Source organism: Mesorhizobium sp. WSM4848 (genome assembly GCF_055811375.1).
In genome coordinates this window covers 25087-48434 of sequence record NZ_JBVVPX010000016.1, presented here as the reverse complement: position 1 = coordinate 48434, position 23348 = coordinate 25087, and the positions used below count along the sequence as shown (strand labels likewise).

The following is a 23348-nucleotide window of genomic DNA, read 5'->3' as shown; positions in this document are numbered from 1 at the left end:
CGGTCGGGCCGGGGTCGCGGTCTAACCCACGAGCGTCAAAAGGGGAACCGCCTTTTGAAGAGAGTTTAATCCTTCCGGAAGACGAGCCTTCCGAGCCAGCCTGTCAGCATGGCCAACGACACCGCAAAGACGCCATACAGGAAAGAATAATTGTGGGCGACGCGGAAGATCGACTGTTCGAAACCGGATTTGCGGATCTCGAGTTGGGCGGAGCTTTCCTTGATGAACAGGCCGCTCTTGAACAGGAACGCGCGGGCCTTGTGGGTGCCGACCGGAACATTGGGGGCGAGCCTGACGGTGGCGCGGAACAGGTTCTGCGACAGGAATTGCACGCCGCCGACATTCACGCTGTAGAGTCCGGTCGCCGTTTTGCGCTCGCGCAGCGCCGCGGTGAATTCCTGGATGGTCGCCGGACTGTCGCCATCGTCGGCCGGCTGCATGTAGATGTTGGCGGCGCCGAGCGACAGTTGCTTGTAGCTGTTGGGGTCGGTGACGTCCTGCAGCGGCCGCGTCGTCGCCACCGAATAGGACACCGGCACATTCTTGAAGGTCTCGGACTCCAGATTGATCCAGATGCCGAGCACCCGGTCCTTGCGGCGCACGACGACCTTCCGGGCCGGCCCTTCCAGCACGACGACGATGTCGTAGCGCCCCTGGCGGGCGACAAGCGGGTCGGCATTTTCCAGTGAGCCGAAGATGGTAAGGTCGGCACCGGAAAAGCCGGCGGTGATTGAGACATGGTCGGTGGATAGGCCGATCTGGATGTTTTCGGTAATCGGCGTCTGCGCTCTTCCCGGCGACGCGGCGGCGAACAGCGACAGCGAGGCAACGGCCAGGAACGCCCTCAAGCCCGCCATCAGGTACGGTCCACGCCGGACAGCGAATAGAGGCTGGGCGGCGTCACGAACAGATCGATGGCGAGCCGGAAGGCAACCGCCAGCACCAGCAGTGCCAGCAGCGCCCTGAGCTGCTCGCCGCGCAGCCTTTGGCCCGCCTTGGCGCCGTATTGCGCGCCGGCGACGCCGCCCGCCATCAACAGGAAGGCGAGCATGACGTCGACCGTCTGGTTGGTGGTGGCATGGACCAGCGTGGTGTAGGCCGAGGTGAAGATGATCTGGAATAGCGAGGTGCCGATGACGACGTTGGTCGGCACTTTCAAGAGATAGATCAGCGCCGGCACCATGATGAAGCCGCCGCCGACGCCCATGATCGACGACAGGAAGCCGATGCCGGCGCCGAGGCCGAGCACCGGGATGACGCTAACGAAAAGCTTCGAGGCCCTGAACCGCATCTTCAGCGGCAAGCGGTGGATCCAGTTGTGCTGGCCGGATTTCTTTAGCACCGGTGCCGCGCCGCTGCGCGTGGCGCGCAGCGCATTGACGCTCTCGACCAGCATCAGCCCGCCGACAGTGCCGAGCAGCACGACATAGAGCAGCGAGATGAACAGGTCGAGCTGGCCGAGCCGGCGCAAGAAGCCAAAGACAAAGATGCCGCCGGTCGAGCCGACGATGCCGCCGGCCAAAAGCACACCGCCGAGCTTGAAGTCGAGCGTGCCGCGCTTCACGTGCGACAACGCGCCGGAGAAGGAGGAGGCGATGACCTGGTTGGCGCCGGTGGCGACCGCGATCGCCGGCGGTATATTGTAGAAGATCAGCAGCGGCGTGATCAGGAAGCCGCCGCCCACTCCGAACATGCCCGAAAGGAAACCCACCGCCGCGCCCATGGCCAGCAGCACGAAGATGTTGACGGAAATTTCCGCGATCGGGAGATAGATGCCCACCCGTCAGTCTCGATCAGTTTGCCCCTCGGCGAATGCAACCGTTGCGGGCATTCGCGCCAAAAAGCCTGTCTCGTTCTTGCGCCGGCCGGGCGGCGAAGTCAAACCTCGCCACGTCGCCGAAACAAAAAACAACTCAATCAGTTAACAGGCAAATGTGTGGCAAAGGCGTCGCGGAAACGACGCATCTGACGTTATTTGCGCGCAAGCAGCGCCTTGACCAGTTTTTCGTCGATCGCGCCGGTCGGCTTCAAGTCATTGTCGGTCTGGAAAGCCATGATGGCATCTTCGGTTTTCTGGCCCATCACGCCGTCGGCATTGCCGGCCTCATAGCCGTTCTTGTTGAGAATGCGCTGGATGTTCTGAACGACCTTCTTCATGTCGACGCTGGCGGTCGTCTGCGGCGTGCCGTCCTGCCACGATTCGGGAATGTCGGCCGAATTGGCCGCAGGATCGAGCGACTTTGCCTTCCACAGTTCCGTGGCGGCGCGTGCGCGCTCGAACTGCTCGGGCCTGAGCGCCTTGGCGATCTCGTCGCGCTTTGCTGCCGCATCCTTGTCGCCGGTCTTGGCGACGAGCGCGAACCATTTGTAGGACTCTTCGAGATTCTGCTTCATGCCGACGCCCTTCGCCGCCAGGATGCCGAGATTGAACTGACTGTCCTTGACGCCGAGATCGGCGGCGGCCTGGAACCAGTGCGCGGCCGATTCATTGTCGGTCACGCCGTCCGCCGCCATGGCGAAGAGCACGGCGAGATTGTGCATGGCGCTGGCGTTGCCCTGCGCCGCCGCGAGCTGGTACCAGGTCTTCGCCTTCTTGACGTCGCGCGCGACGCCGGTGCCCTTCTCGTAGAAGTTGCCGATGCGGTATTCCGCCGGTGCGAAGCCGAGCTCGGCTGATTTCTCGTACCATTTGGCCGCCGCTGCCATGTCTTGCTTGACGCCGCGCGATTCGGCGTAGCGCGAGCCGATCTCGAACAGTGCCTTGGCGTCGCCGCCGGCCGCTGCGTCACGCAAGGCAGCTGGGCCGGCATCGGCTGGAATGTCGATCTTGGCAGTGGCCGCTGCCGTCGAAGCAACCGCTGACGTGACCGTGCCGCTCATGTCCTGGGTCGCGGGGGTGGCGTCCGGCGCCGTCGCCATTGGTTCGGCGTCCGCAACCGTCGGGCCCGCAGGTGCCGACGCTGTCACGTTCGCCGCCGGATCGGGCGACGTCGTTGAAGCCATTGGCGCAGGAACAGGCTCGGCCGCGGACCCTGAGTCCATCGGCGTTTCGGCATCTGCCGATATTTCGATATCCGACGGCGTGGCGATGGCGGCCTGCGCCGGCATGTCGTCCTCGGCTACCGATTCGGATGGCTCTGCCTGCCGGACAGCGTGGTCTGGTGCGCTATCCCGTGCTTCAGTTTGTGCGTCCGTCTTCGGCTCGTTGACGGTACCGATCGATGCGGTTTCCGCTGGCTGCGCGGCCGCCGTCGGCGCCGTATCGTTGCTGGCCTTTTCGACCGGGTCGGAGACAAAGGCCTTGCCCAATTGCAGGCCGGCGAGCGCCAGCATGACCGCGGCGGCTGCCATCAGAATCGGCTTGCGTCGCGCCTTGAGCAAGTCGCCGATCCTGAGCGCCTTTACCGGCCCCCTCATCGTCGATTGCCGCTTGAGAGCGTCGGCCTCGGCAGCGGCCGCTTGCGCCGCGCGCCTGGCAGCGGCGATGAAGTCGGATTTCGATGCATCGGCATTGCCGGCCCTGACGGGCGGGCCGCGTTCGTCGCGCACGCGCTTCATGATGGCGTTGAGGTCAGGTGGGCCGGAGCCGGGCTCCAGCGGCCGGTTGGCAACCTTCGGGTCCAGCGGCTCGTCGAGATCGGCAATCGGTATCTCGACATCAGGCGCGGAGCCGGCAAGCGGTGGAACGATCGTCTCCTTCTTGGCCTTGAAGGCGCGCGCCAGTCCGCCGAGCATCGATTTCCGGCCGCCGGTCGGCTGGCTTTTTTCCGCCGTCTCCGAGCCAAGCGCCGCCATGGCCGCGGCCGCGGCGGCTTCGGCCGGCGTACGCGTGCCCGGGTCGCTACGCGTACCCGGTTCGCTACGGGAACTTGATTCATTGCTGATCATGGCAGAGACATGGCTGTCGAGGTCGGCCATGTCTTCCGTCAGCGGCAATGGCTGGTCGATGTCCATGGACGGCGCGTCACGTACGGCCAACTTTGACGGTCGCGCGCCGCGCCAGCTGTCCGGCTCGGCCGGTTGCGTATTCAGAAGTTCGCTCACAGCGTCGGTCGGCTCGCCGGTTTCCAGCGAGCCGAGCCGGTCGACGATCTTGAGCAGCGTGTCGTGGATGGCTTCGAATGTCCTCGAATTGCGCTCGTCGGAACGGCGCGTCAGTGCTTCGAGCGTCTTCAGATCCTGGGCGAGGCCAGAAACGGCCGCCGTGTTGGCACTGGAGTCGGCCAACGAACGGACGGCGCTCTCGGCTGCCTCGCGCGCCGCGCTGAGGATGGAATCACGGGTGCCGGCCAGCGACCTCTCGATTTCGTCGAGACGCGGGCTGATGTCCTCCAGTTCCGGCAGTGGCGCGCCGGGTTTCGAAAGGTGCGCCGACAGGCCCGCGACCTGCGCTTCCAAGCTGCGGATCAGGGCCGGGTCGATGCCGGCGACCTGCGCCGCGGATGAATCCAGTCGGTTTGAAATGTCTTCGAGCCGGCGTTCCAGGCCACGGATCGCCGCTTCGCCTGCGGAATCGGGAACACGCGTTTCCATGCGCTCGGCCAGCGCGCTGAAGCGGGCGTCGAGGGCGTCCATGATGCCGGCCCCGTCGATCTGCGGCATGCGCTGGTCCAGCCTGTCGGCAACTTCGTCCAGCCGGCGCTCGAGATCGCGAAACAGCATGTTGCCTTGTTCGATCGCGTCGCCCTGGCGGCGCTCCATCATAGCGGACAGCACGTCGAAACGCTGTTCCAGCCCCTGGAAGATATAGTCGGCGTCCGGCATGGCAGGCGCCCGGTCGATCTTGTCAGCAATAAGCGCGATCTGCTTGTCGAGACGCTCCATCGCCTGCTCCGGCAAATTGGCCCGGCTGGCAAGATCATCGACCCGGCTCGACAGCATGTTGAGGCGGTCGATGACCTCGCCGCTGGGGTGGACTTGCGTCACTTCCTCGATCTGTTCGGCGAGCGAGGCGATCCGCTTCTCGATACGCTCGAATGCTTCGGGGTCGAATGAATTGGCCTGGGCGGCGACGGTCGAGGCGACGATGGCGCGGGAAATCTCGTCCAGCCGCTCGTCGATCTGGCTGAATGTATCGCTGCCGCGATTGTCCTGCTGGCGGGCGAAATGATCGACTGCGCCGGCAAGCGTGCGGACCTTCTCTTCCAGCGAACGCAGCGACAGCGATTCCGGCAGATTGTTGATGGCATTGCTGATCTGTTCGAGCCGTTCGGTCAGCATCGAAAGACCGGGTGCGTCCGACCGCTGTCGCTGATCGGCATCGACACGATCCTCGAACGCGGTCCAGCGTCGGTCGAACTCGTCCCAGCGGCGGCCGACCGCCTGCACGCTCTCCTCGCGCGCCAATGTGTCGAGCGCGGCCTTGACCTGCTCCAGGTCGAGCCGGAGCATGTTGACGCTTCTGTCGTCGCTCTTTTCGGCCAGGGACTGGATGGCGCCGGAAAGCCGCTCGAACTCGACGCCGAGTTCGGCGCTGCCTTTGCCTCCCGCCGATTGGCCACCCGGCTGGGTGCTTGCCTGGAAAGCCCGCTCGATGTCGTTGCGCAGCGCTTCGAATTCGCGCTGCAGGCCGGCGGTCATCTGGTGGCGCAGTTCCTCGCGCAGGCCGCGCAATTCGCCGGCGATCTTGCCGACCACGGCGACGCCGTCCTCTTGGCCGCGCACGCGATCGATGTCGCGGGCGATCGCCTGGTAATTCTGGTCGAAGCCAGCCGGCTCCGGGCTTTTCGGCAGTTGCGCGGGGCGCGGATCCTCGTAGGGCCGGGCAGTGGCGTAGCGCGGTTCCGCGCTCAGCCGGCGCGGATCGGGACGTTCGCTCAAGTCCTCGCGCGTCCGCTCCAGCCGCTGCTCCAGCGTTTCCAAAGAACGGTTGAGCTGTTCAAGCGTGGTGTACGGCCTGCGCTGCCGGCCGGCGTTGAGTGTATCGAGATAGGACCGCTTGCTGTTCATCGATGCGCCCGTCCACAATCGCTGCTGGCTTTATGACCAGTGTTCCCAAAGTCCTGCCGGAAACGAAGGCGGCCGCGGCTTTGTTGCGGTGGACTCCGAAAAACCGTGAAAAAATTCGCTACAAGATAAACACGGGTAACCGACCTGCGCACATTTCGCCCAACGTGGTAAACAACGTGTTAACCAAGCTTAAGAAGTTACAACTTTGTTGACGAGCGCCTGAAGCGCCGCCGGGCCATGCGCTGGCGGGATGCGGCAAAAAGTTCCTCCCGCACGACGCCCTTGCTTCGTGAGGCGGCTATCGGTATAGAATTGACGTAAACGTAAGGGTGCAAGACTGTGCCGTTTGCGATTTGTTTGTTGAAACCACGAGTGGAAGCACGCCCCCGCTTCGACTCAGGCGACGCACGGTCCGGGACCGCGGCGCCACCAGATGGGGAAAGCCAGTGACCATGAAACTTGTTTCGCCCGGCGAAGCCGCGGCCAATACCAATGACATGTCCGACAAAGCCGGCGAGGATCTTGTCCGCATCGGCGAGATGGCCAAGAAATACGGAGTAACGCTGCGTACGCTGCGTTTCTACGAGGACAAGGGCCTTCTCAATCCGCAGCGCGACGGCTCGACCCGTCTCTACACGCGCCGCGACAAGGCGCGGCTGAAACTGATCCTGCTCGGCCGCAAGGTCGGGTTCTCGCTGCGCGACGTCAAGCAGATGATGGACCTCTACGACCCCACCGGTTCCAACACCAAACAGTTGCGACTGACGCTCGACAAGTCGGAGAAGCAGCTTGCCCGCCTGCAGAAGCAGCGGGCGCTGATCGACGATGCCATCAACGAGTTGAGCAACTCGATGGCGGCGGTGCGTCAGATGCTGAGCGAACGCTCGGCGCCGCAGGCCAGCGTCGCCGGATAATTCCTCGCCGGCTTCCGGTGAACGGCCTTCTGGGAGAGAGCCGCGTGGGCCTTGGCTGCGCGGCTCTTCCCATTGTCTTGCGGCTGCGCCGGGACGAACATTTTTCAATCTCCTCGGACTGGCTACGGCCAGCGCCGTTACGCTTGTGAGCGAGCGACGGGGATAACATGTTGCATGAAAAAATTGACGTTTACGCAAACGTCAACTTTTGCTATTCCGACCTGAACATTGGTCCGCATGCCCCCCTGACTTCACAATGGGGGATTCGGGGGCCAAGGCCGCATGGTGGAGGAAAAGCATGCCGATCTACAGGGCGCCGGTCCAGGACACGCTGTTTGTGCTGAATGAAGTGCTGGGCTACCAGCGCTATTCCAATCTTCCCGGATTTTCCGACGCGACGCCGGAGGTGGTCGAGGCCATCCTCGCCGAGGGCGCCAAGCTCGCTGAAAATGTCATGCAGCCGCTGAACCGCGTCGGCGACATGGAAGGCTGCGTGCGCCATGGCGACGGTTCGGTGACGACGCCGAAAGGCTTCAAGGAGGCCTTCGACCAATACCGCGAGGGCGGCTGGTTGGGGCTGGCGGCACCCGTCGAATTTGGCGGCCAGGGCCTGCCTTACGCGGTGCATACCGCTGTTTCCGAATATATGATTTCGGCCAACATGTCGCTGATGATGTACCCCGGCCTGACGCAGGGCGCGATCGCGGCGATCATTACCCATGGCACCGACGAGCAGAAGGCGATCTGGTTGCCGAAGCTGGTCGAAGGCGTCTGGACCGGCACCATGAACCTGACCGAGCCGCATTGCGGCACCGATCTCGGCCTGCTGCGTACCAAGGCGGTTCCCAACGGCGACGGCACCTACAGGATCTCAGGCCAGAAGATATTCATATCGGCCGGCGAGCACGACATGTCGGACAACATCGTCCACCTGGTGCTGGCCCGCATCGAGGGCGCGCCGGAAGGCGTGAAGGGCATTTCGCTGTTCATCGTGCCGAAACTCAAGCTCGATGCATCAGGCAATCCCGGCGAGAAGAACACCGTCTCCTGCGGCTCGATCGAGGAGAAGATGGGCATCCATGGCAATTCGACCTGCGTCATGAATTATGACGAGGCACAAGGCACGCTGCTTGGCGAGGCGAATGGCGGGCTGAAGGCCATGTTCACGATGATGAATGAAGCGAGGCTCGGCGTCGGCCTGCAGGGGCTTTCTGTGTCGGAGGTCGCCTACCAGAACGCTGTGTCCTATGCCAAGGATCGCCTGCAGGGACGCTCGCTATCCGGGCCGAAGGCGCCGGACAAGAAGGCCGACCCGATCATCGTCCACCCCGATATCCGCCGCAGCCTGATGACCATGAAGGCCTTCAACGAGGCCGGTCGCGCACTGGCGCTGTGGACGGCGATCAGGTCCGATATCGCCCACCGCGCCAGTGACGACAAGGACCGCCAGGCTGCCGACGACTACACCGGGCTGATGACGCCGGTGGTCAAGGGCGTGCTCACCGACAAGGGTTTCGATCACGCGGTGATGGCGCAGCAAGTGTTCGGCGGGCACGGCTATATCGAAGAGCACGGCATGAGCCAGTTCGTGCGCGATGCCCGCATAGCCATGATCTACGAGGGTGCCAACGGCATCCAGGCGCTCGACCTCGTCGGCCGCAAGCTGGCCTTGAATGGCGGCCGCGCCGTGCAGACCTTCTTCAAGGAGGTCGGCGAATTCTGCGAGGAGAACCGCACTGACGAGAAGATGGCGCCCTTCACCAAGGCGCTGAAGAAGGGCCTCAACGATCTGCAGGCGGCGACGATGTGGCTGATGCAGAACGGCATGGCCAAGCCCGATAACGCCGGTGCCGCCTCGACCGACTACATGCATCTCTTCGGCCTGGTGGCGCTGGGCTATATGTGGGCGCAGATGGCCAAGGCAGCCGGGGTGAAATTGGCGAATGGCGCCAATGGTTCTTCGGCCTTCTACGACAGCAAGCTGGTGACGGCGCGTTTCTTCATGGAGCGGATCATGCCGGAGACGTCGGCGCACCTCGCCCGTATCGCCAGCGGCGCCGATACATTGATGGCACTGCCGGCGGAAGCGTTCTAAGCTCGATTTGTCCCTCCCCTCGAGGGGGAGGGGGATGTCGGCGCAAGGGAGAAGTAGCATGACAAATCCTGCCGAAGTGCTTGCTTTGCCCAAACCGGCCTGGGCGGCGGACGAGGTCGGCATGCTCTACGACATGGCGCACCGCTTCATGTCGGAAGAGATCGCGCCGCGCTATGACGAGTTCGAGAAGAACGAGATGGTCGACCGCGAGTGCTGGCTGAAGGCGGGCGCGGCCGGTCTGCTCTGTGCCTCGATGCCGGAGGAATATGGCGGTTCGGGCGGGACGTTCGCGCATGAGAGTGCCATCATCGAGGCGATCGGCCATGTCGGCGTCGACGGTTTCGGCATCGGCCTGCACAATTCGATCGTCGCCCCTTACATCCTCCACTACGGCTCGGAGGAGCAGAAGAAGAGGTGGCTGCCGAAACTGGCGACCGGCGAGCTGATCGGCGCCATCGCCATGACCGAGCCCAGCGCCGGCTCCGACCTGCAAGGCGTCAAGACGCGCGCCGAGAAGGATGGCAACCAGTACAAGGTCAACGGCTCGAAGACCTTCATCACCAACGGCCAGCTCGCCAACTTCATCATAATCGTCACCAAGACCGACCCGGAGAAGGGCGCCAAGGGCACTTCGCTGATCGTCGTCGAGACCAACGAGGTGGAAGGGTTCGAGCGCGGCCGCAACCTCGACAAGATCGGGCTCAAGGCCAACGACACGTCGGAACTGTTCTTCAACGATATGCGCGTGCCGACTTCCAATCTGCTCGGCCACGAGGAAGGCCAGGGCTTCGTCCAGTTGATGCAGCAATTGCCGCAGGAGCGGCTGCAGATCGGCACTGGCGCCATCGCCATGGTCGAACGGGCGCTGGCGTTGACCATCGACTACGTCAAGCAGCGCAAGGCCTTCGGCAAGGCGATAATCGATTTCCAGAACACCCAGTTCAAGCTGGCCGAACTGAAGACCGAGGCGACCATCGGCCGGGTCTTCTATAATGACTGCGTCGCCCGCCATATCGATGGTGGTCTCGACCCGGTGACGGCCTCGATGGCCAAATACTGGCTGTCCGACCTGCAGGGAAAAGTCGTCGACGAATGCCTTCAATTGCATGGCGGCTATGGCTACATGAATGAGTATCCGATCGCCCGCATGTTCCGCGACGCCCGCGTTCAGCGCATCTACGGCGGCACCAACGAGATCATGAAATTGCTGATCGGGCGCTCTCTCTGAGAGACTTTCAGCAAACCAAGGAGCAGGAAAATGGCCGAAGCTTATGTCTATGACGCCGTGCGCACGCCGCGCGGCAGGGGCAAGAAGGATGGCTCGCTGCACGAGGTGCCGGCGGTGCGGCTCGGCGCCAAGGTGCTCGAGGCGATCCGTGACCGCAATGGGCTGGACACCGGCACCGTCGACGACATCATCTTCGGCTGCGTCGATCCGGTCGGCGAGGCGGGTTCTGTCATTCCGCGCGCCGCTGCCTTCGAGGCCGGTTACGACACGAAAGCGCCCGGCATGCAGATCTCGCGTTTCTGCGCCTCTGGCCTGGACGCCATCAATTTCGGCGCCGCCAAGATTGCGCAGGGCGCCGACGAGATCGTCATCGCCGGCGGCGTCGAATCGATGTCGCGCGTCGGCATGGGCGCATCCGGCGGCGCCTGGTTCATGGACCCCTCGGTCGGCCTGCCCGGCTGGTTCGTGCCGCAGGGCATCTCGGCCGATTTGATCGCCACGAAGTACGGCTTTTCGCGCGACGACGTCGACGCCTATGCGGTCGAAAGCCAGAAGCGCGCCGCCAAAGCCTGGGGCGAAGGCCGCTTCAAGAAATCGGTGATCTCGATCAAGGACCAGAACGGCCTGACCATCCTCGACCACGATGAGCACATGCGGCCTTCGACCGATATGCAGTCGCTGGCGGCCCTCAACCCGTCTTTCGTCATGCCCGGCGAAATGGGCGGCTTCGATGCCGTCGCGGTTCAGAAGCATCCCGAGGTGGAGGAGGTCAATCACGTCCACCACGCCGGCAATTCGTCCGGCATCGTCGACGGCGCGGCGGCCGTTCTGCTCGGCTCGAAGAAGGCTGGAAAGTCGCTCGACCTGAAGCCGCGCGCTCGCATCCGTGCATTCGCCAATATTGGTTCGGAACCGGTGCTGATGCTGACCGGTCCGGTCGACGTGACCGAGAAGCTGCTGAAGCGCGCCAGGATGAAGCTGTCGGACATCGATCTGTTCGAGCTCAACGAGGCGTTCGCCTCGGTGGTGCTGCGCTACATGCAGGCTTTCGATATTTCGCACGACAGGATCAACGTCAATGGCGGCGCCATCGCCATGGGCCATCCGCTCGGTGCAACCGGTGCGATGATCTTCGGCACGGTGCTGGACGAACTGGAGCGCCGCGACCTGAACACCGCGCTGGTGACGCTCTGCATCGGCGCCGGCATGGGCACCGCAACGATCATCGAACGCGTCTGACGGGAGAGAGAGATGAGCTACACCAATTTCACGTTCGACATCGACAACGATGGCATCGCGCTGGTCACCTGGGACATGCCCGACCGCTCGATGAACGTCTTCACCGAAGAGGCGATGCAGGAGCTGAACGCCATTGTCGACAAGGTGGCGAGCGACGCGTCGATAAAGGGGGCGGTGATCACCTCCGGCAAGGATAGTTTCTCGGGCGGCGCCGACATCACCATGCTGCAGAAGATGCTGTCGAAGTTCGCAGCCGACAAAGCCAAGGACCTGGACAAGGCGACCAAGGTGTTGTTCGACAATGCAGGCTACATGACCGGCCTGTTCCGCAAGCTGGAGACCTCAGGCAAGCCGTGGGTATCGGCGATCAACGGCACCTGCATGGGTGGCGCGTTCGAGCTGTCGCTCGCTTGCCATGGCCGTGTCGCGGCCGATTCCGACAAGGTCAAGATGGCGCTCCCCGAAGTGAAGATCGGCATCTTCCCGGGTGCCGGCGGCACTCAGCGCGTGCCGCGGCTGACCGACCAGCAGCAGGCGCTGCAGATACTGACTTCCGGTCAGACGCTGTCGCCGCAGAAGGCCAAGTCGATGGGGCTGATCCATGAGATTGCCGAACCGACGAAGCTGGTCGAAACCGCCAAAGCCATGATCAAAAATGGCTTGAAGCCAGTGGCGCCGTGGGACGAAAAGGGCTTCAAGCTGCCCGGCGGCCCGGTCTATTCGGTGGCCGGCGCCAATCTGTGGCCACCGGCAATCGCCATCCTGCGCCGCGAGACCTATGGCAACTATCCGGCTGCCGCCGCCATCCTGAAATGCGTCTATGAAGGCCTGCTGGTGCCGTTCGACACCGGCTTGCGCATCGAGCAGCGTTATTTCACCGAGATCATGCAGACCAGGGAAGCGGCGGCGATGATCCGCTCGCTGTTCGTGTCGCTGCAGGAACTGAACAAGGGTGCACGCCGCCCGGCCGGCGTGCCGGAAACCAGGTTCAAGAAGATCGGCGTGCTCGGCGCCGGCTTCATGGGCGCCGGCATCGCCTATGTCACGGCCAAGGCCGGCATTCCGGTGGTGCTGCTCGACCGCGACATGGACGCTGCCGCCAAGGGCAAGGCGCATTCGGACAGCCTGATCTCGGATCAGGTCAGGAAGGGCCGCGCCAAGCCGGAGGACAAGGACAGGCTGCTGTCGCTGATCACGCCGACGGCGGACTATGCCGACCTCACAGGCTGCGACCTGGTGGTCGAGGCGGTATTCGAGGATTCGGGCGTCAAGAAGGACGCCACCGAAAAGGCGGAGGCCGTGCTGAAGCCGGCGGCGGTCTTCGCGTCGAACACGTCCACCATCCCGATCACGTCGCTGGCGAAGAATTCGGCGCGGCCGAAGAATTTCATCGGCATCCATTTCTTCTCGCCGGTCGACAAGATGATGCTGGTCGAGATCATTTTGGGCAAGAAGACTGGCGACAAGGCGCTGGCCACCGCGATCGACTTCGTTCGCGCCATCAAGAAGACGCCAATCGTCGTCAACGACACGCGCGGCTTCTACGTCAACCGCTGCGTGCTGCGCTATATGTCGGAAGCCTACAAGATGCTCATCGAGGGGGTTCCGGCGCCGATGATCGAGAATGCGGCGAAGGCCGCCGGCATGCCGGTCGGCCCCTTGGCGCTGACGGACGAAACGGCGATCGACCTCGCGCAGAAGATCATGAAGCAGACGATGCGCGATCTCGGCGACAAGGCGGTCGAGCCGAAGCAGATGACGCTGATCAACACGCTGGTCGACACGCATGGCCGCTTCGGCCGCAAGAACGGCAAGGGTTTCTACGACTATCCGCAAAAGCCTGCCAAGAAGAAGCTGTGGCCAGGCCTGAAGGATCTCTATCCGCAGTTGCCGCCTGAAGAGGTCGACTATGAGGAATTGAAACAGCGGCTCCTGGTCACCATCGCGTTGGAGGCGGCCCGGGTGATGGAGGAGGGCATCGTCACCGATCCGCGCGAGGCCGATGTCGGCTCGATCCTCGCCTTCGGCTTCGCGCCCTTCACCGGCGGCGTGCTGTCCTACATCGACGGCATCGGCGCAAAAAAATTCGTCAAGATCGCCAAGGGTCTGCAGAAGAAGTACGGCGCCGAGTTCAAGGCGCCGAAGCTCCTGCTCGACATGGCGGAGAAGGGCGAGACTTTCTACGAACGCTTCGATCCCTATGCCAGGAGCGAGGCCAAGAAGGCGGCGTGACGCCGCCTTCGGTGGTGGACAAACTCACGGCCAGCGGCTAGAACGGAGAAGGTATTTTTTCCTGTTCTGAAGGAGAGCAAAAGTGCTCTCGCATGACCGCGTATGGGCCGCCATCGATGCTCTCGCCGAGCGCTATTCGCTCTCGGCCTCTGGGCTGGCGAAACGCGCGGGCCTCGATTCGACGGCCTTCAACAAGTCGAAGCGGCTGTCCTCGGACGGGCGGCCGCGCTGGCCGTCGACCGAGTCGCTGGCCAAGATCATCGAGGCGACCGGCGCTTCGCTCGACGAATTCACCGGACTGGTCGAAGGCCGGGGCAAGACCGTTCCCGGATCTCTGCCGGCACAGAGGTCTTCGGTGCCGCTGCTCGGCTTCGCCCAGGCCGGCGCCGGCGGCTTCTTCGACGATGCCGGCTTTCCCGTGGGGCAGGGCTGGGACCTGATCGAGCTTCCGGCACGGGCGACCGAAACCTCCTATGCGCTGCAGGTCCAGGGCGATTCCATGCTGCCGCTCTACCGAAACGGCGACGTGCTGATCGTCGAGCCGGGCGCCGCCACCCGCAAGGGCGACCGCGTCGTCGTCAAGACCAATGCCGGCGAGGTAATGGCCAAGGTGCTGGACCGTCAGACGGCGAAGTCGATCATGCTGGTCTCGCTCAATCCAGATCACCCGGATCGCGACATCCCGATGCGCGATGTCGAATGGGTGGCGCGGATTGTCTGGGCAAGCCAGTAGGGGCCGCCGGTGCGCCCGCTTCATGCAGCCGCCGCGGTGTTGACGATCCTGGCAATGGGGGCTGCGATTGCCGCAGGTGGCCGCGCCGTGCTGCATGACGAAAATGGGCGCGCCACGGCTCGGGCGCAGGCCGGCATCGCGGCGCAATCCCAAGCGCCTGCTACATCAGCAATTCCGCGACCCAAGGTGGCGGGGCCGGAGGCGCATTCCAGAGCCATCGATCCCAAGGTCGTCGCGCCGCCGCAGCTTCAGCCCGAAGAGCTTGAACGGGTCGAGCCGCGCGCGCCGCTGAGTGAACTGGCGCTGGCCGGACCGCTCAAGCCGCCCAAAACGAAAATGCCCGACGACTGGAACGGGACAAAACTATTCCAGCCGGTTGCATCGGCCGCCGGTGTGATCGGAGCCAAGGGCTACTCCGTCGCGATTTCCGGCGTCGACATCGTCAGGCAGGACGAAACTTGCACCGACGGCGGCAAGTCCTGGACGTGTGGCACCCGGGCGAGAACGGCGTTCCGTGCCTTTCTGCGCGGCCGCGCTGTGGTCTGCACGGTGCCGCCCGAAGGCGGCCGCGACCTGATCACCGCCGAATGCCGCGTCGGCAACCAGGATGTCGGCCAGTGGTTGATCGAAAACGGCTGGGCGCGCGCCGCCAAGGGTGGCCCTTATGTCGAGGCCGGCGACAAGGCCCGTATGGCGAGGAAGGGCATTTTCGGGCCGGCGCCCAGTCTCTCCGGCCTGCCTCCGGCACCAGCCCCTTTTGCGGCCCCGACGCAGCCGATTCTCGATCCGTCGGCGACGGCTGCGCCGCCAACCGATTCGTCGGCTACGCCGCCAACTGACCGGCCAGCGCCTTCTGAATGAGCGCGCGGGTTTCTGCGATGCCGTAGAGCGCGGCGAAGGAACCGAAGCGCGGGCCGCGCTCCTGTCCGATCAGCACCTGGTAGATCATCTGGAAGAAGGCGACGGAGACGCCCGGCCCGCCTTCCGGGCTTTGCTTCGAATGGTCCTGATAGCGCTCGATCTTGCGCGCGACGTTGAGGGCGGCATTCTGGATCGCCTCGCCATCGGCATCTGGCGGCAATGCGGCGAGCGCTTCGGAAAGTTTCGTCAGCGCCTCGCGCTCGACCGGGTCGGCGGCCCGGTACACCTTGGCCGGCTTCACGAAATCGTCGAAATAGCGGATCGCATATTCGGCCAGCCGGTCGAGCTCGGGATGGGTCTTCGGCGTCACGCCTGACGTGTGGCGCAAAATGAACCCCCACAGCACGTCCTTGTTCTGGGCGTTCGAGGCGCTGACCAGATTGAGCAGCAGCGCGAACGACACCGGCAGGTCGACGACAGGCGGGTTACCATCATGCATGTGCCAGACGGGATTTCCCAGTCGCTCCTTCCACTCCTGCCGGCGATAGGCGGACAGAAAGGCGTAATACTCGTCCACCGCCTTCGGAATGACGTCGAAATAGAGCTTCTTGGCCTGTCGCGGCCGCTGGTACATGTAGAGCTCGAGACTTTCGGTCGGCGCGTAGGTCAGCCACTCGTCTATGGTCAGTCCGTTGCCCTTCGACTTCGAAATTTTTTGGCCGTTCTCGTCGAGGAACAGCTCATAGACGAAATGCTCCGGCGCCCGCCCGCCCAGTATATTGCAGATACGGTCGTAGATCACCGCATTCGTCTGGTGGTCTTTGCCGAACATTTCGAAATCGACGCCGAGCGCCGCCCAGCGCATGCCGAAATCCGGCTTCCACTGCAGCTTCACCCTGCCGCCGGTTATGGGCAGCGTGGTTTCGGTGCCGTCATCGTCGAAGGTGATAGTGCCGGCCTTGGCGTCGACATGCTTCATGGGGACGTAAAGCACGCGGCCACTTTTGGGGGAAATCGGCAAGAACGGACTGTAGGTCGCCTGACGCTCCTCTCCGAGCGTCGGCAGCATCACGTCCATGATTTTGTCGAAACGTTCGGCAGCGCGCAGCAGAACGTCGTCGAAACGGCCTGCCTTGTAGTATTCCGTCGCGCTGGCGAACTCGTAGTCGAAGCCGAACGTGTCCAGGAAACGGCAAAGCATTGCGTTGTTGTGGTCTGCGAAGCTCGCATAGTCGCCGCCAAAAGGATTGGGGACGGACGAGAGCGGCTTGTGCAGGTGCGGCTCGAGCGCGGCGCGATCGGGGACGCTGTCCGGAATCTTGCGCATGCCGTCCATGTCGTCGGAAAAGCACAAGATCTTGGTCTTGACCGTGTCCCGGGTGAGGACACGGAAGGCGTGGCGCACCATCGAGGTGCGTGCGACCTCGCCGAAAGTACCGATGTGCGGCAGCCCCGACGGACCGTAGCCGGTCTCAAACAGGACGGTCTCGGGATAGTCAGTGCCTTTGTAGCGCTCGACGATCTTCCTGGCTTCCTCGAACGGCCACGCCTTGCTTTCGGCCGCTGTCGCAAGCACCTCGGGATTGAGATCGATGATGTTTGATCCCGCCATGTCACTGTTTTCCAACTTATTCGCCGGCATCGCCGCAAAAGGGGCCGGATGATTTTTTCAACCGGTCTCTAGGCGTGCCTGCCGTGGGCGTCAACGATCGCGGCTCTTTTTCCTTGCGACGTCGGTGCCTCGTTCCTAACTTCGGAGCCCGTTTGAGGAGTTTTAAATGCCGTTGCCGCCGCACGAAGCCCTGATCTACCTTATGGTGATCACCTCCGCGTCCGATCGTGACATGACCGATGTCGAATTGGCGCGGATTGGCGACGTCGTCCGCTCATGGCCGGTGTTCGAGGACTTCGACCACGACCGGCTGGTCGGCGTCGCCCAGGACTGCCAGAAGTTGCTGCACGAAAACGACGGGTTGGAAGGCGTTTTGGCACGCGTCGCTGAAGCACTGCCCGAGCGCCTGCTTGACACCGCTTATGCCGCAGCCTTCGAGGTTGCGGCCGTCGACCTCGAAATGCGACTGGAGGAGGTGAGGGTGCTGCAGCTTATCCGTCGCCAGCTCGATCTCGACACGCTCACCGTCGCCGCCATCGCCCGCGCCGCCAAGGCCCGCCTGCGCACGTTGACTTGATCCAGACCCCAACGGATCAGAAAAGCTGACCGGGCCGGATCAGAAAAAGCTGACCGGGCCGGATCAGAAAAAGCTGACCGGGAAATAGCGCAGATAAAATTCGGCAAAGATGCCCTTCACCGAAATCTCCTGCAATGCGTAGTCGAACGCTGCGGCCAGCGCTGGATCGTTGGCCCTGGTGGCGATGGCCATACCCGACCCCAGATATTCGGGCGCCAGATAAGGACCGCCGGCAAAGCGGCAGCAGCCTGCGGCATTCGAACTGCCCAGCCAGAAGGCGAAGCGCATGCCGTCGCCGAAGCCGGCGTCGACCTTGCCGGCCTTGAGATCATCGTAGAGCTCTTCCAACTGCGCGAAGGGAGCGACCTGAACGGTGCCGAAGTAATCGCGCAGCATCCGCTCATGCGCGGAGCCTGCGACCACGCCAACGCGCTTGCCGCGCAGTCTGTCGAAGATAGGTTCCGTGAGCGCCTTTGTCTTCGGCATGATGAAGCGCGCCGGAAACTGCAGGTAGGAACGCGAGAAAGCATGTTTCGACCGCGACTCCGGCGTGGCGGCAATGCCGGCAATGATCGCTTCGCCTTCGCCCTTCTGCAGCGCCCCTTCGAGCTCGGCCCAAGGCAGCGCCTGGATCTGGCATTTTTCGGCGATGTCGAGTTCGGCGCAGATCGCGCGCGCCAGATCGACATGGAAGCCGGACAAGCGGCCCGCCCCGTCGAGGAAGTTGAACGGCGGGAAATCGGTGGTGGTCAGGAATCTCAGACGCGGCAGCGCGGACAGGTCAGGCTTCGACAGCCGCTCCTTGGCATCCCACAGCACCGGCACTTGCGGCTCCGCGGCGCGTGCAGCGGTGAGCCACTGTGCCCCCGTCATTGCCAGCATCAAGACGATGGTCATCCACCGAATTGCCACGATCGAGCTCCGCCCTGTCCTGTCCAATGTGGCTTTTGGTACGAAAATGCCACAGGCACAACGGTTTTTGATTTCATCACGCCGATTTAGGGCTATGCTTCAGCGAGCTTGCAAACATGAGTGGCGTCGGCTGGAGGGTAGCCGCAAGGCGCCGCAAACTGAGAGGAGCAGGTTTGCAATCCGGGGTCGATGGCAAGTGCGGGTCAAGGCACTGGGCCGATTGATCTCAACGCGGGAAGGCAACATGGGGTAGATGTTGCAATGGGCCATTTCGATCGCACACTGGAATTCATAGATCAGCTGCAGCACGCCGATACGGCGGCCGCGGTCTGCGAAAAGCTGCTTGGCATAACCTCGGAGTTCGGCCTGACGGCGCTGATGGCCGGAACGGTTCCGCAACCGGGCACGCCAAGAGGCCAGCAAAAGGACCATGTGCTGCTTTGCGAGTGGCCGGGAGAATGGCTGGAGCGCTATGTGGCGCGCAACTATGTCGACCATGACCCCGTTGTCAGCCACATGAAGCAGCTGCAGGCGCCGTTCCAGTGGCGGGAAGCGTCCCAGAGCATCCGCATCGACAAGAGCAGCGGCGAAGTGATGGGCGACGCCGGCGAATTCAAGCTGCGCGACGGGTTGGCCTTCCCGCTGATCACGCTCGATGGCCAGATCGTCATGGTGTCGCTGGGTGGCGAGGCCGTCGAATTGTCGGGCGCCGATTTTGGGCTGGTGTCGCTGGTGGCGACCTATGCGATTGGCCGCGCCATGCAGATCCACACGATGGCGGCCAAGACCCTCGACCACCACGTCGAACTGACGCCGCGTGAGCGCGAATGCATGCAATGGGCCGCCGTCGGCAAGTCCGAATGGGAGATTTCACAGATTCTCGGCATTTCGGAACACACGTCAGAGAAACACCTTCTTAACGCCAAAAGCAAACTCGGTGCCGTCAACCGGGTGCAGGCGGTCGCGGAAGCGATAAGGCGCGGCTATATTAGCTAGCTCGGCCGCGCCGGCCTAGAAATTCTTGCCTACGTGATCGCGTAATTTTCTCGGGACAGCCCGGCCGTATCTTCCTATTGAACCTAGGAGACGGCAGATGCTTTTTTCCCTTACCACACAGGAACTTATGGAACGTCCCGACCTTTGGGAGGCCGTTCATCGATTACGCTACAAGATTTTCGTCGAGGAGATGGGGTGGTCCGACCTGCAGCGCCCCGACGGCCTTGAAATCGATCAGTTCGACCATGACGAGGCGGTGCATCAGCTCGTCATCCGCAATGGCGAGCTCGCCGGTTATCAGCGGATGTTGCCGACAACGCGTGCGCATCTTCTGACCGAGGTGCTGGCGGACCTCTATGAAGGGACGCCGCCATCCGGGCCGAACGTCTGGGAACTGACCCGCTATGCGGTGGCGCCGGGCTTTCGTGACGGCAAGCGCGGCGTCTCGACGGTCGGCACCGAGCTCATCGCCGGCTTCGTCGAGTGGGGGCTGAAGCGCAACGTCAACCAGGTGATCATCGAGTTCGAGCCGATGTGGGTCCTGCGGGCGCTGCAGTTGCACTTCCTGGCGAAGCCGCTTGGCTACCAGCGCACCTATGGCAACCAGCAGGTCGTCGCCACACTGCTCACCTTCAACGAGCATACGCTTGATGTGGTGCGGTCGCGTCGCAGTCATTTCGCGCCGGTGCTGGCCAGGGGATATCCCGACAGGCTCGGCATGAGGCAGGCCTCGTAAGAATTGGAGACGGCCATGAACATCCACCCGCAAACAGAGTTCCGCAATCATACCCTGATCGTCACGGTGTCGTCGGATGACGGCCGGCCGGTACTGGACGGGCGAGCCTATGAAAGCCTGGCCAGGATCTTCCACGAAGCCGCAATCGACGACAATGTGCGCGTCGTGGTGCTGCGCGGCCTCGCCGGCTGCTTCTGCCTCGGCGGCGATTTCTCCGAATTCCTCGACGCCACCAAGCATCAACGGTTGATCGCTGCCGTCACCGACATGTTCCGCACGTTGGCGACGTTCCCCAAACCGGTCCTTGCCTGTGTCGACGGCGACGCCGTCGGAGTCGGCTGCACCATCCTGTTCCATTGCGACATGGTGATCGCATCTGACGAAAGCACGTTCCGGGTCCCGTTCGTCGATTTCGGCCTCGTGCCGGACGCGGCGACCAGCATCCTGGCGCCGCAGAAACTCGGCTATGCCGGCGCTTTCCGCTTCTTCTGCCTGGGCGATACGCTCAGTGCCAGGGACGCCAGGATGCTTGGCCTGGTCACGGAGATCGTGGTCGGCGATGTCGAGGAAGCCGCACTTGGCAGAGCCAGGCAACTCGCCAAGAAGCCGATTGCCGCACTGCTGCAGACGCGCGACCTGCTCAAGGGCGACACAGGCGCGCTCTGCGATCGCATCGACCAGGAGATTTCGCTGTTTCAGCAGGCTTTGCAGGACGATACCACGCTGCGGCGGCTGCAGCGGATTGCCCGGCTGGCGGCATGAGAAGTCATTCGGCAGAATGATAGGAACATCCGGAATCGTGCCGCGCGTCCTTTGCGGGCGCGCGGCAGCGCTTCAGGCCTGTCTTCCCAGGAACGAAGGCCCTTCCCCGATGATCTTCTTGTCCTCCTTGCCGATGGCGTCGAGATCGCGGCCGTCATAGGGAAGCGACAACAGGATGCGCCGGATGATGGCAAGTCGCGCGCGCCGCTTGTCGTTGGCCTGTATGATGATCCAGGGCGCGAATTCCTTATGCGTGCGTTCGAACATGAGATCGCGCGCCTTGGTGTAATCGTCCCATTTGGAGATGCCGGCAATGTCGATCGGCGAGAATTTCCAGTTCTTCAAAGGACTCCAGCGGCGATCGTGAAACCGCTCAAGCTGTGTTTCCCGACCGATGTTCAGCCAGAATTTGAAGAAATGGATGCTCTCGTTGCAGATCATCCGTTCAAAATACGGCGTCTCGTCCAGGAATTTCTGATGCTGCTCCGGTGTGCAGAAGCCCATGACCGGCTCGACGCCGGCGCGATTATACCAGGAGCGGTCGAAGGTGACGAACTCGCCGGACGTCGGAAAATGCGCGACATAGCGCTGGAAATACCATTGCCCGAGTTCGGTTGGGCTGGGCTTGGTCAGTGCCACGTTGCGCGCTGTCCTTGGGTTCATGTACTGGCGCAGCGCGAAGATCGTGCCGCCCTTGCCGGCGGCATCGCGCCCTTCGAACAGCGACATCACCCGCTTGCCTGTAGATTGCAGCCATGCCTGCGCCTTGACCAGCTCGATCTGTAGCCGCTCGAGCGTCTCGTCATACTCGTCGCTTTTCATTTTCTTGTCGTAGGGGTAGCCGCCTGCGGTCAGCTTGTTGTCCTCGATCCAGTCCGGAAGCTTGGGATCCTCGATGTCGAACTCGAGCTCCTTGCCGTTGATCCGGATCTTTTGCGGACCTGGAACAGGCGCGGCGGCATTTTCCCTAGGGTTTTTCATCGAGACGAACCTTTCCAGTTTCCGGACACATGCTATTGGGAGCCTTACTGCATCGGCCCGAAAATCGGAATCGATTTCGGAAAGAGCGATGCGGCAGATTAAAAGTGGTAGAGCGTCCTTCGTGCGTCCAATTGGACGCACGGCGCTCTAGCGCCGGTCAGCGGGAAGGTCCACCAGGCCGGCCGGGGTCGGGACGGAGGCACAGTGCGCGAATGGCTGATATGGGCGCAGAACAGCGCAGCACGGCGCAAAAGGTCGTCACCCGGCTGTGGAACAGCCGCTGGCTGCTGGCGGCCGGCATCGTCGCGGTCTTGACGGTCTATGGTTTCGCAGACATGTCCTTCTATGTGGTGCTGCTGGCATGTGCTGGGCTGCTGCTTGCCGCGGCGATGCTGCCGGTCGGCGTAGCGCGCCAGTCCGCGGAGGATGCCGCGGCGATCGAGGCAGGCGGGCTGCAACAGCTGTCGGGAGAATATCTGGCGGCCGCCGTTGCCGATCCGCTGATCATCTTCGATCGCACCGCCACGATCGTCCATGCCAACGCCGCCGCCGTCGCCGCCTTCGGCGGCATCGCGCCGGGCATGTCGCTGTCGCTGAAATTCCGCGCGCCTGAGATGCAGGCCTTGCTGGACAGTATCCTGTCGGGTGCCGCCGCTTCGGATGTCGTCGACTATACCGAAAAGCTGCCGGTCGAACGGGCCTATCGGGTGAGTGCATCTTCGGTCGGCCACGGCACCGACCTCTATGTGCTGGTCTTCAAGGACCAGAGCGAGGCGCGCCGCATCGACCGGATGCGGGCCGACTTCATCGCCAATGCCAGCCATGAGCTGCGCACCCCGCTCGCCTCGATCTCCGGTTTCATCGAGACGCTGCGCGGCCCGGCCCGCAACGACCCGGCGGCGCGCGAGCAGTTCCTGCAGATCATGCACAACCAGACCGGCCGCATGGCGCGCCTGATCGACGACCTGCTGTCGCTGTCGCGGCTGGAGATGAAACCCTATCTGAAGCCGGGAACCGAGGTCGATCTCCGCCAGACCCTCGACAGCGTCATCGATTCGCTGGGTCCGCTTGCCCGGGAAAACAGCGTTGCCATCGAGCGGGATTTCGCGAAAGGACCACTCAATGTGCCGGGGGATCGCGACGAACTTTTCCAGGTTTTCGAAAATCTGCTGGAAAACGCCTGCAAATACGGACAGTCGGGTGGACGTGTCGTGGTGACGATTGCCCACAGCGATGACGGGCCCGAACCGGGCATCGACGTCACCATCCGCGACTTCGGCCCCGGCATTCCCGAGGAGCACATCCCGCGCATCACCGAACGCTTCTACCGCGTCGACGTCGAAAACAGCCGGACCCAGAAAGGCACCGGCCTTGGCCTGTCCATCGTCAAGCATATCCTGACGCGCCACAACGCCAGACTCTCGATCAAGTCGGAGGTCGGCAACGGCGCAGCTTTCACGGTGCATTTGCCGGCGCACTGACGATCCAAGAACGCGCCGGCCCGAAAACCGGAAGATTTCA

General features: G+C 63.1%; 18 protein-coding genes. 12 read left to right on the top strand and 6 right to left on the bottom strand.

Translation table 11 applies throughout. The annotated features are described in order from the left end of the window. Positions 1-65: 65 nt before the first annotated feature. The 3 genes from AC0L16_RS16510 to AC0L16_RS16500 all read right to left on the bottom strand — a co-directional run bounded on the left by AC0L16_RS16510 (position 66) and on the right by AC0L16_RS16500 (position 5949). Positions 66-857 (bottom strand): TIGR02186 family protein, encoded by a 792-nt coding sequence (locus tag AC0L16_RS16510; protein ID WP_473621972.1) that lies wholly within the window; start codon positions 855-857, stop codon positions 66-68. Further along, a complete protein-coding gene (locus tag AC0L16_RS16505; RefSeq protein ID WP_473621970.1) occupies positions 857-1780 on the bottom strand; it encodes a sulfite exporter TauE/SafE family protein in 924 nt (307 codons plus the stop codon). The genes AC0L16_RS16510 and AC0L16_RS16505 overlap by 1 nt, the downstream gene beginning before the upstream one ends. Before the next feature lie 191 nt (positions 1781-1971). After that, on the bottom strand, positions 1972-5949 hold the full coding sequence (locus tag AC0L16_RS16500; RefSeq protein ID WP_473621969.1) for a peptidoglycan-binding protein: 3978 nt from the start codon (positions 5947-5949) through the stop codon (positions 1972-1974). A gap of 452 nt (positions 5950-6401) precedes the next feature. Between AC0L16_RS16500 and AC0L16_RS16495 the strand changes: the two genes are divergently transcribed. The 7 genes from AC0L16_RS16495 (at position 6402) to AC0L16_RS16465 (ending at position 15251) form a co-directional block, all read left to right on the top strand. Then, complete coding sequence (locus AC0L16_RS16495; protein WP_473622059.1) at positions 6402-6863, top strand: MerR family transcriptional regulator; 462 nt, start codon at positions 6402-6404, stop codon at positions 6861-6863. Positions 6864-7161: 298 nt separating this feature from the next. Then, entirely contained in the window at positions 7162-8958 is a 1797-nt protein-coding gene (locus tag AC0L16_RS16490) for an acyl-CoA dehydrogenase (RefSeq protein ID WP_473621967.1), read from the top strand. 58 nt (positions 8959-9016) lie between these two features. Then, a complete protein-coding gene (locus tag AC0L16_RS16485) occupies positions 9017-10186 on the top strand; it encodes an acyl-CoA dehydrogenase family protein (protein WP_473621966.1) in 1170 nt (389 codons plus the stop codon). A 30-nt stretch (positions 10187-10216) separates the two neighbouring features. Continuing rightward, positions 10217-11425 carry an acetyl-CoA C-acetyltransferase gene (locus tag AC0L16_RS16480; RefSeq protein ID WP_473621965.1) on the top strand — a complete coding sequence of 403 codons (1209 nt, stop codon included), beginning with the start codon at positions 10217-10219 and terminating at the stop codon, positions 11423-11425. A gap of 12 nt (positions 11426-11437) precedes the next feature. After that, positions 11438-13657, top strand: a complete 2220-nt coding sequence (locus AC0L16_RS16475) for a 3-hydroxyacyl-CoA dehydrogenase NAD-binding domain-containing protein (RefSeq protein ID WP_473621963.1) — start codon at positions 11438-11440, stop codon at positions 13655-13657. 82 nt (positions 13658-13739) lie between these two features. Then, positions 13740-14390: a S24 family peptidase gene (locus AC0L16_RS16470; RefSeq protein ID WP_473621962.1), complete on the top strand. Its 651-nt coding sequence runs from the start codon at positions 13740-13742 to the stop codon at positions 14388-14390. A gap of 9 nt (positions 14391-14399) precedes the next feature. Then, positions 14400-15251 (top strand): thermonuclease family protein, encoded by an 852-nt coding sequence (locus tag AC0L16_RS16465; protein ID WP_473621961.1) that lies wholly within the window; start codon positions 14400-14402, stop codon positions 15249-15251. On the opposite strand, the gene AC0L16_RS16460 is transcribed toward AC0L16_RS16465, so the two are convergent. Continuing rightward, positions 15214-16863 (bottom strand): lysine--tRNA ligase, encoded by a 1650-nt coding sequence (locus AC0L16_RS16460; RefSeq protein WP_473621960.1) that lies wholly within the window; start codon positions 16861-16863, stop codon positions 15214-15216. The two genes, AC0L16_RS16465 and AC0L16_RS16460, sit on opposite strands and share 38 nt — an antisense overlap. Positions 16864-17029: 166 nt before the next feature. On the opposite strand from AC0L16_RS16460, the gene AC0L16_RS16455 reads away from it, so the two are divergent. Beyond that, a complete protein-coding gene (locus AC0L16_RS16455; protein ID WP_473621958.1) occupies positions 17030-17440 on the top strand; it encodes a tellurite resistance TerB family protein in 411 nt (136 codons plus the stop codon). Between the two features lie 63 nt (positions 17441-17503). Here AC0L16_RS16455 and AC0L16_RS16450 read toward each other — a convergent pair whose 3' ends face one another. Further along, positions 17504-18322 carry a transporter substrate-binding domain-containing protein gene (locus AC0L16_RS16450; protein ID WP_473622058.1) on the bottom strand — a complete coding sequence of 273 codons (819 nt, stop codon included), beginning with the start codon at positions 18320-18322 and terminating at the stop codon, positions 17504-17506. Positions 18323-18613: 291 nt separating this feature from the next. Between AC0L16_RS16450 and AC0L16_RS16445 the strand changes: the two genes are divergently transcribed. The 3 genes from AC0L16_RS16445 (at position 18614) to AC0L16_RS16435 (ending at position 20846) form a co-directional block, all read left to right on the top strand. Further along, complete coding sequence (locus AC0L16_RS16445) at positions 18614-19348, top strand: helix-turn-helix transcriptional regulator (RefSeq protein ID WP_023802176.1); 735 nt, start codon at positions 18614-18616, stop codon at positions 19346-19348. Between the two features lie 97 nt (positions 19349-19445). Continuing rightward, positions 19446-20084, top strand: coding sequence for an acyl-homoserine-lactone synthase (locus AC0L16_RS16440; protein ID WP_473621957.1), 639 nt, complete (start codon positions 19446-19448; stop codon positions 20082-20084). Between the two features lie 15 nt (positions 20085-20099). Continuing rightward, positions 20100-20846, top strand: coding sequence for an enoyl-CoA hydratase-related protein (locus tag AC0L16_RS16435; RefSeq protein WP_473621956.1), 747 nt, complete (start codon positions 20100-20102; stop codon positions 20844-20846). A gap of 72 nt (positions 20847-20918) precedes the next feature. On the opposite strand, the gene ppk2 is transcribed toward AC0L16_RS16435, so the two are convergent. Continuing rightward, on the bottom strand, positions 20919-21827 hold the full coding sequence (ppk2, locus tag AC0L16_RS16430; RefSeq protein WP_473621954.1) for a polyphosphate kinase 2: 909 nt from the start codon (positions 21825-21827) through the stop codon (positions 20919-20921). A 212-nt stretch (positions 21828-22039) separates the two neighbouring features. Between ppk2 and AC0L16_RS16425 the strand changes: the two genes are divergently transcribed. Then, positions 22040-23308: an ATP-binding protein gene (locus tag AC0L16_RS16425; RefSeq protein ID WP_473621953.1), complete on the top strand. Its 1269-nt coding sequence runs from the start codon at positions 22040-22042 to the stop codon at positions 23306-23308. Positions 23309-23348: the final 40 nt, after the last annotated feature.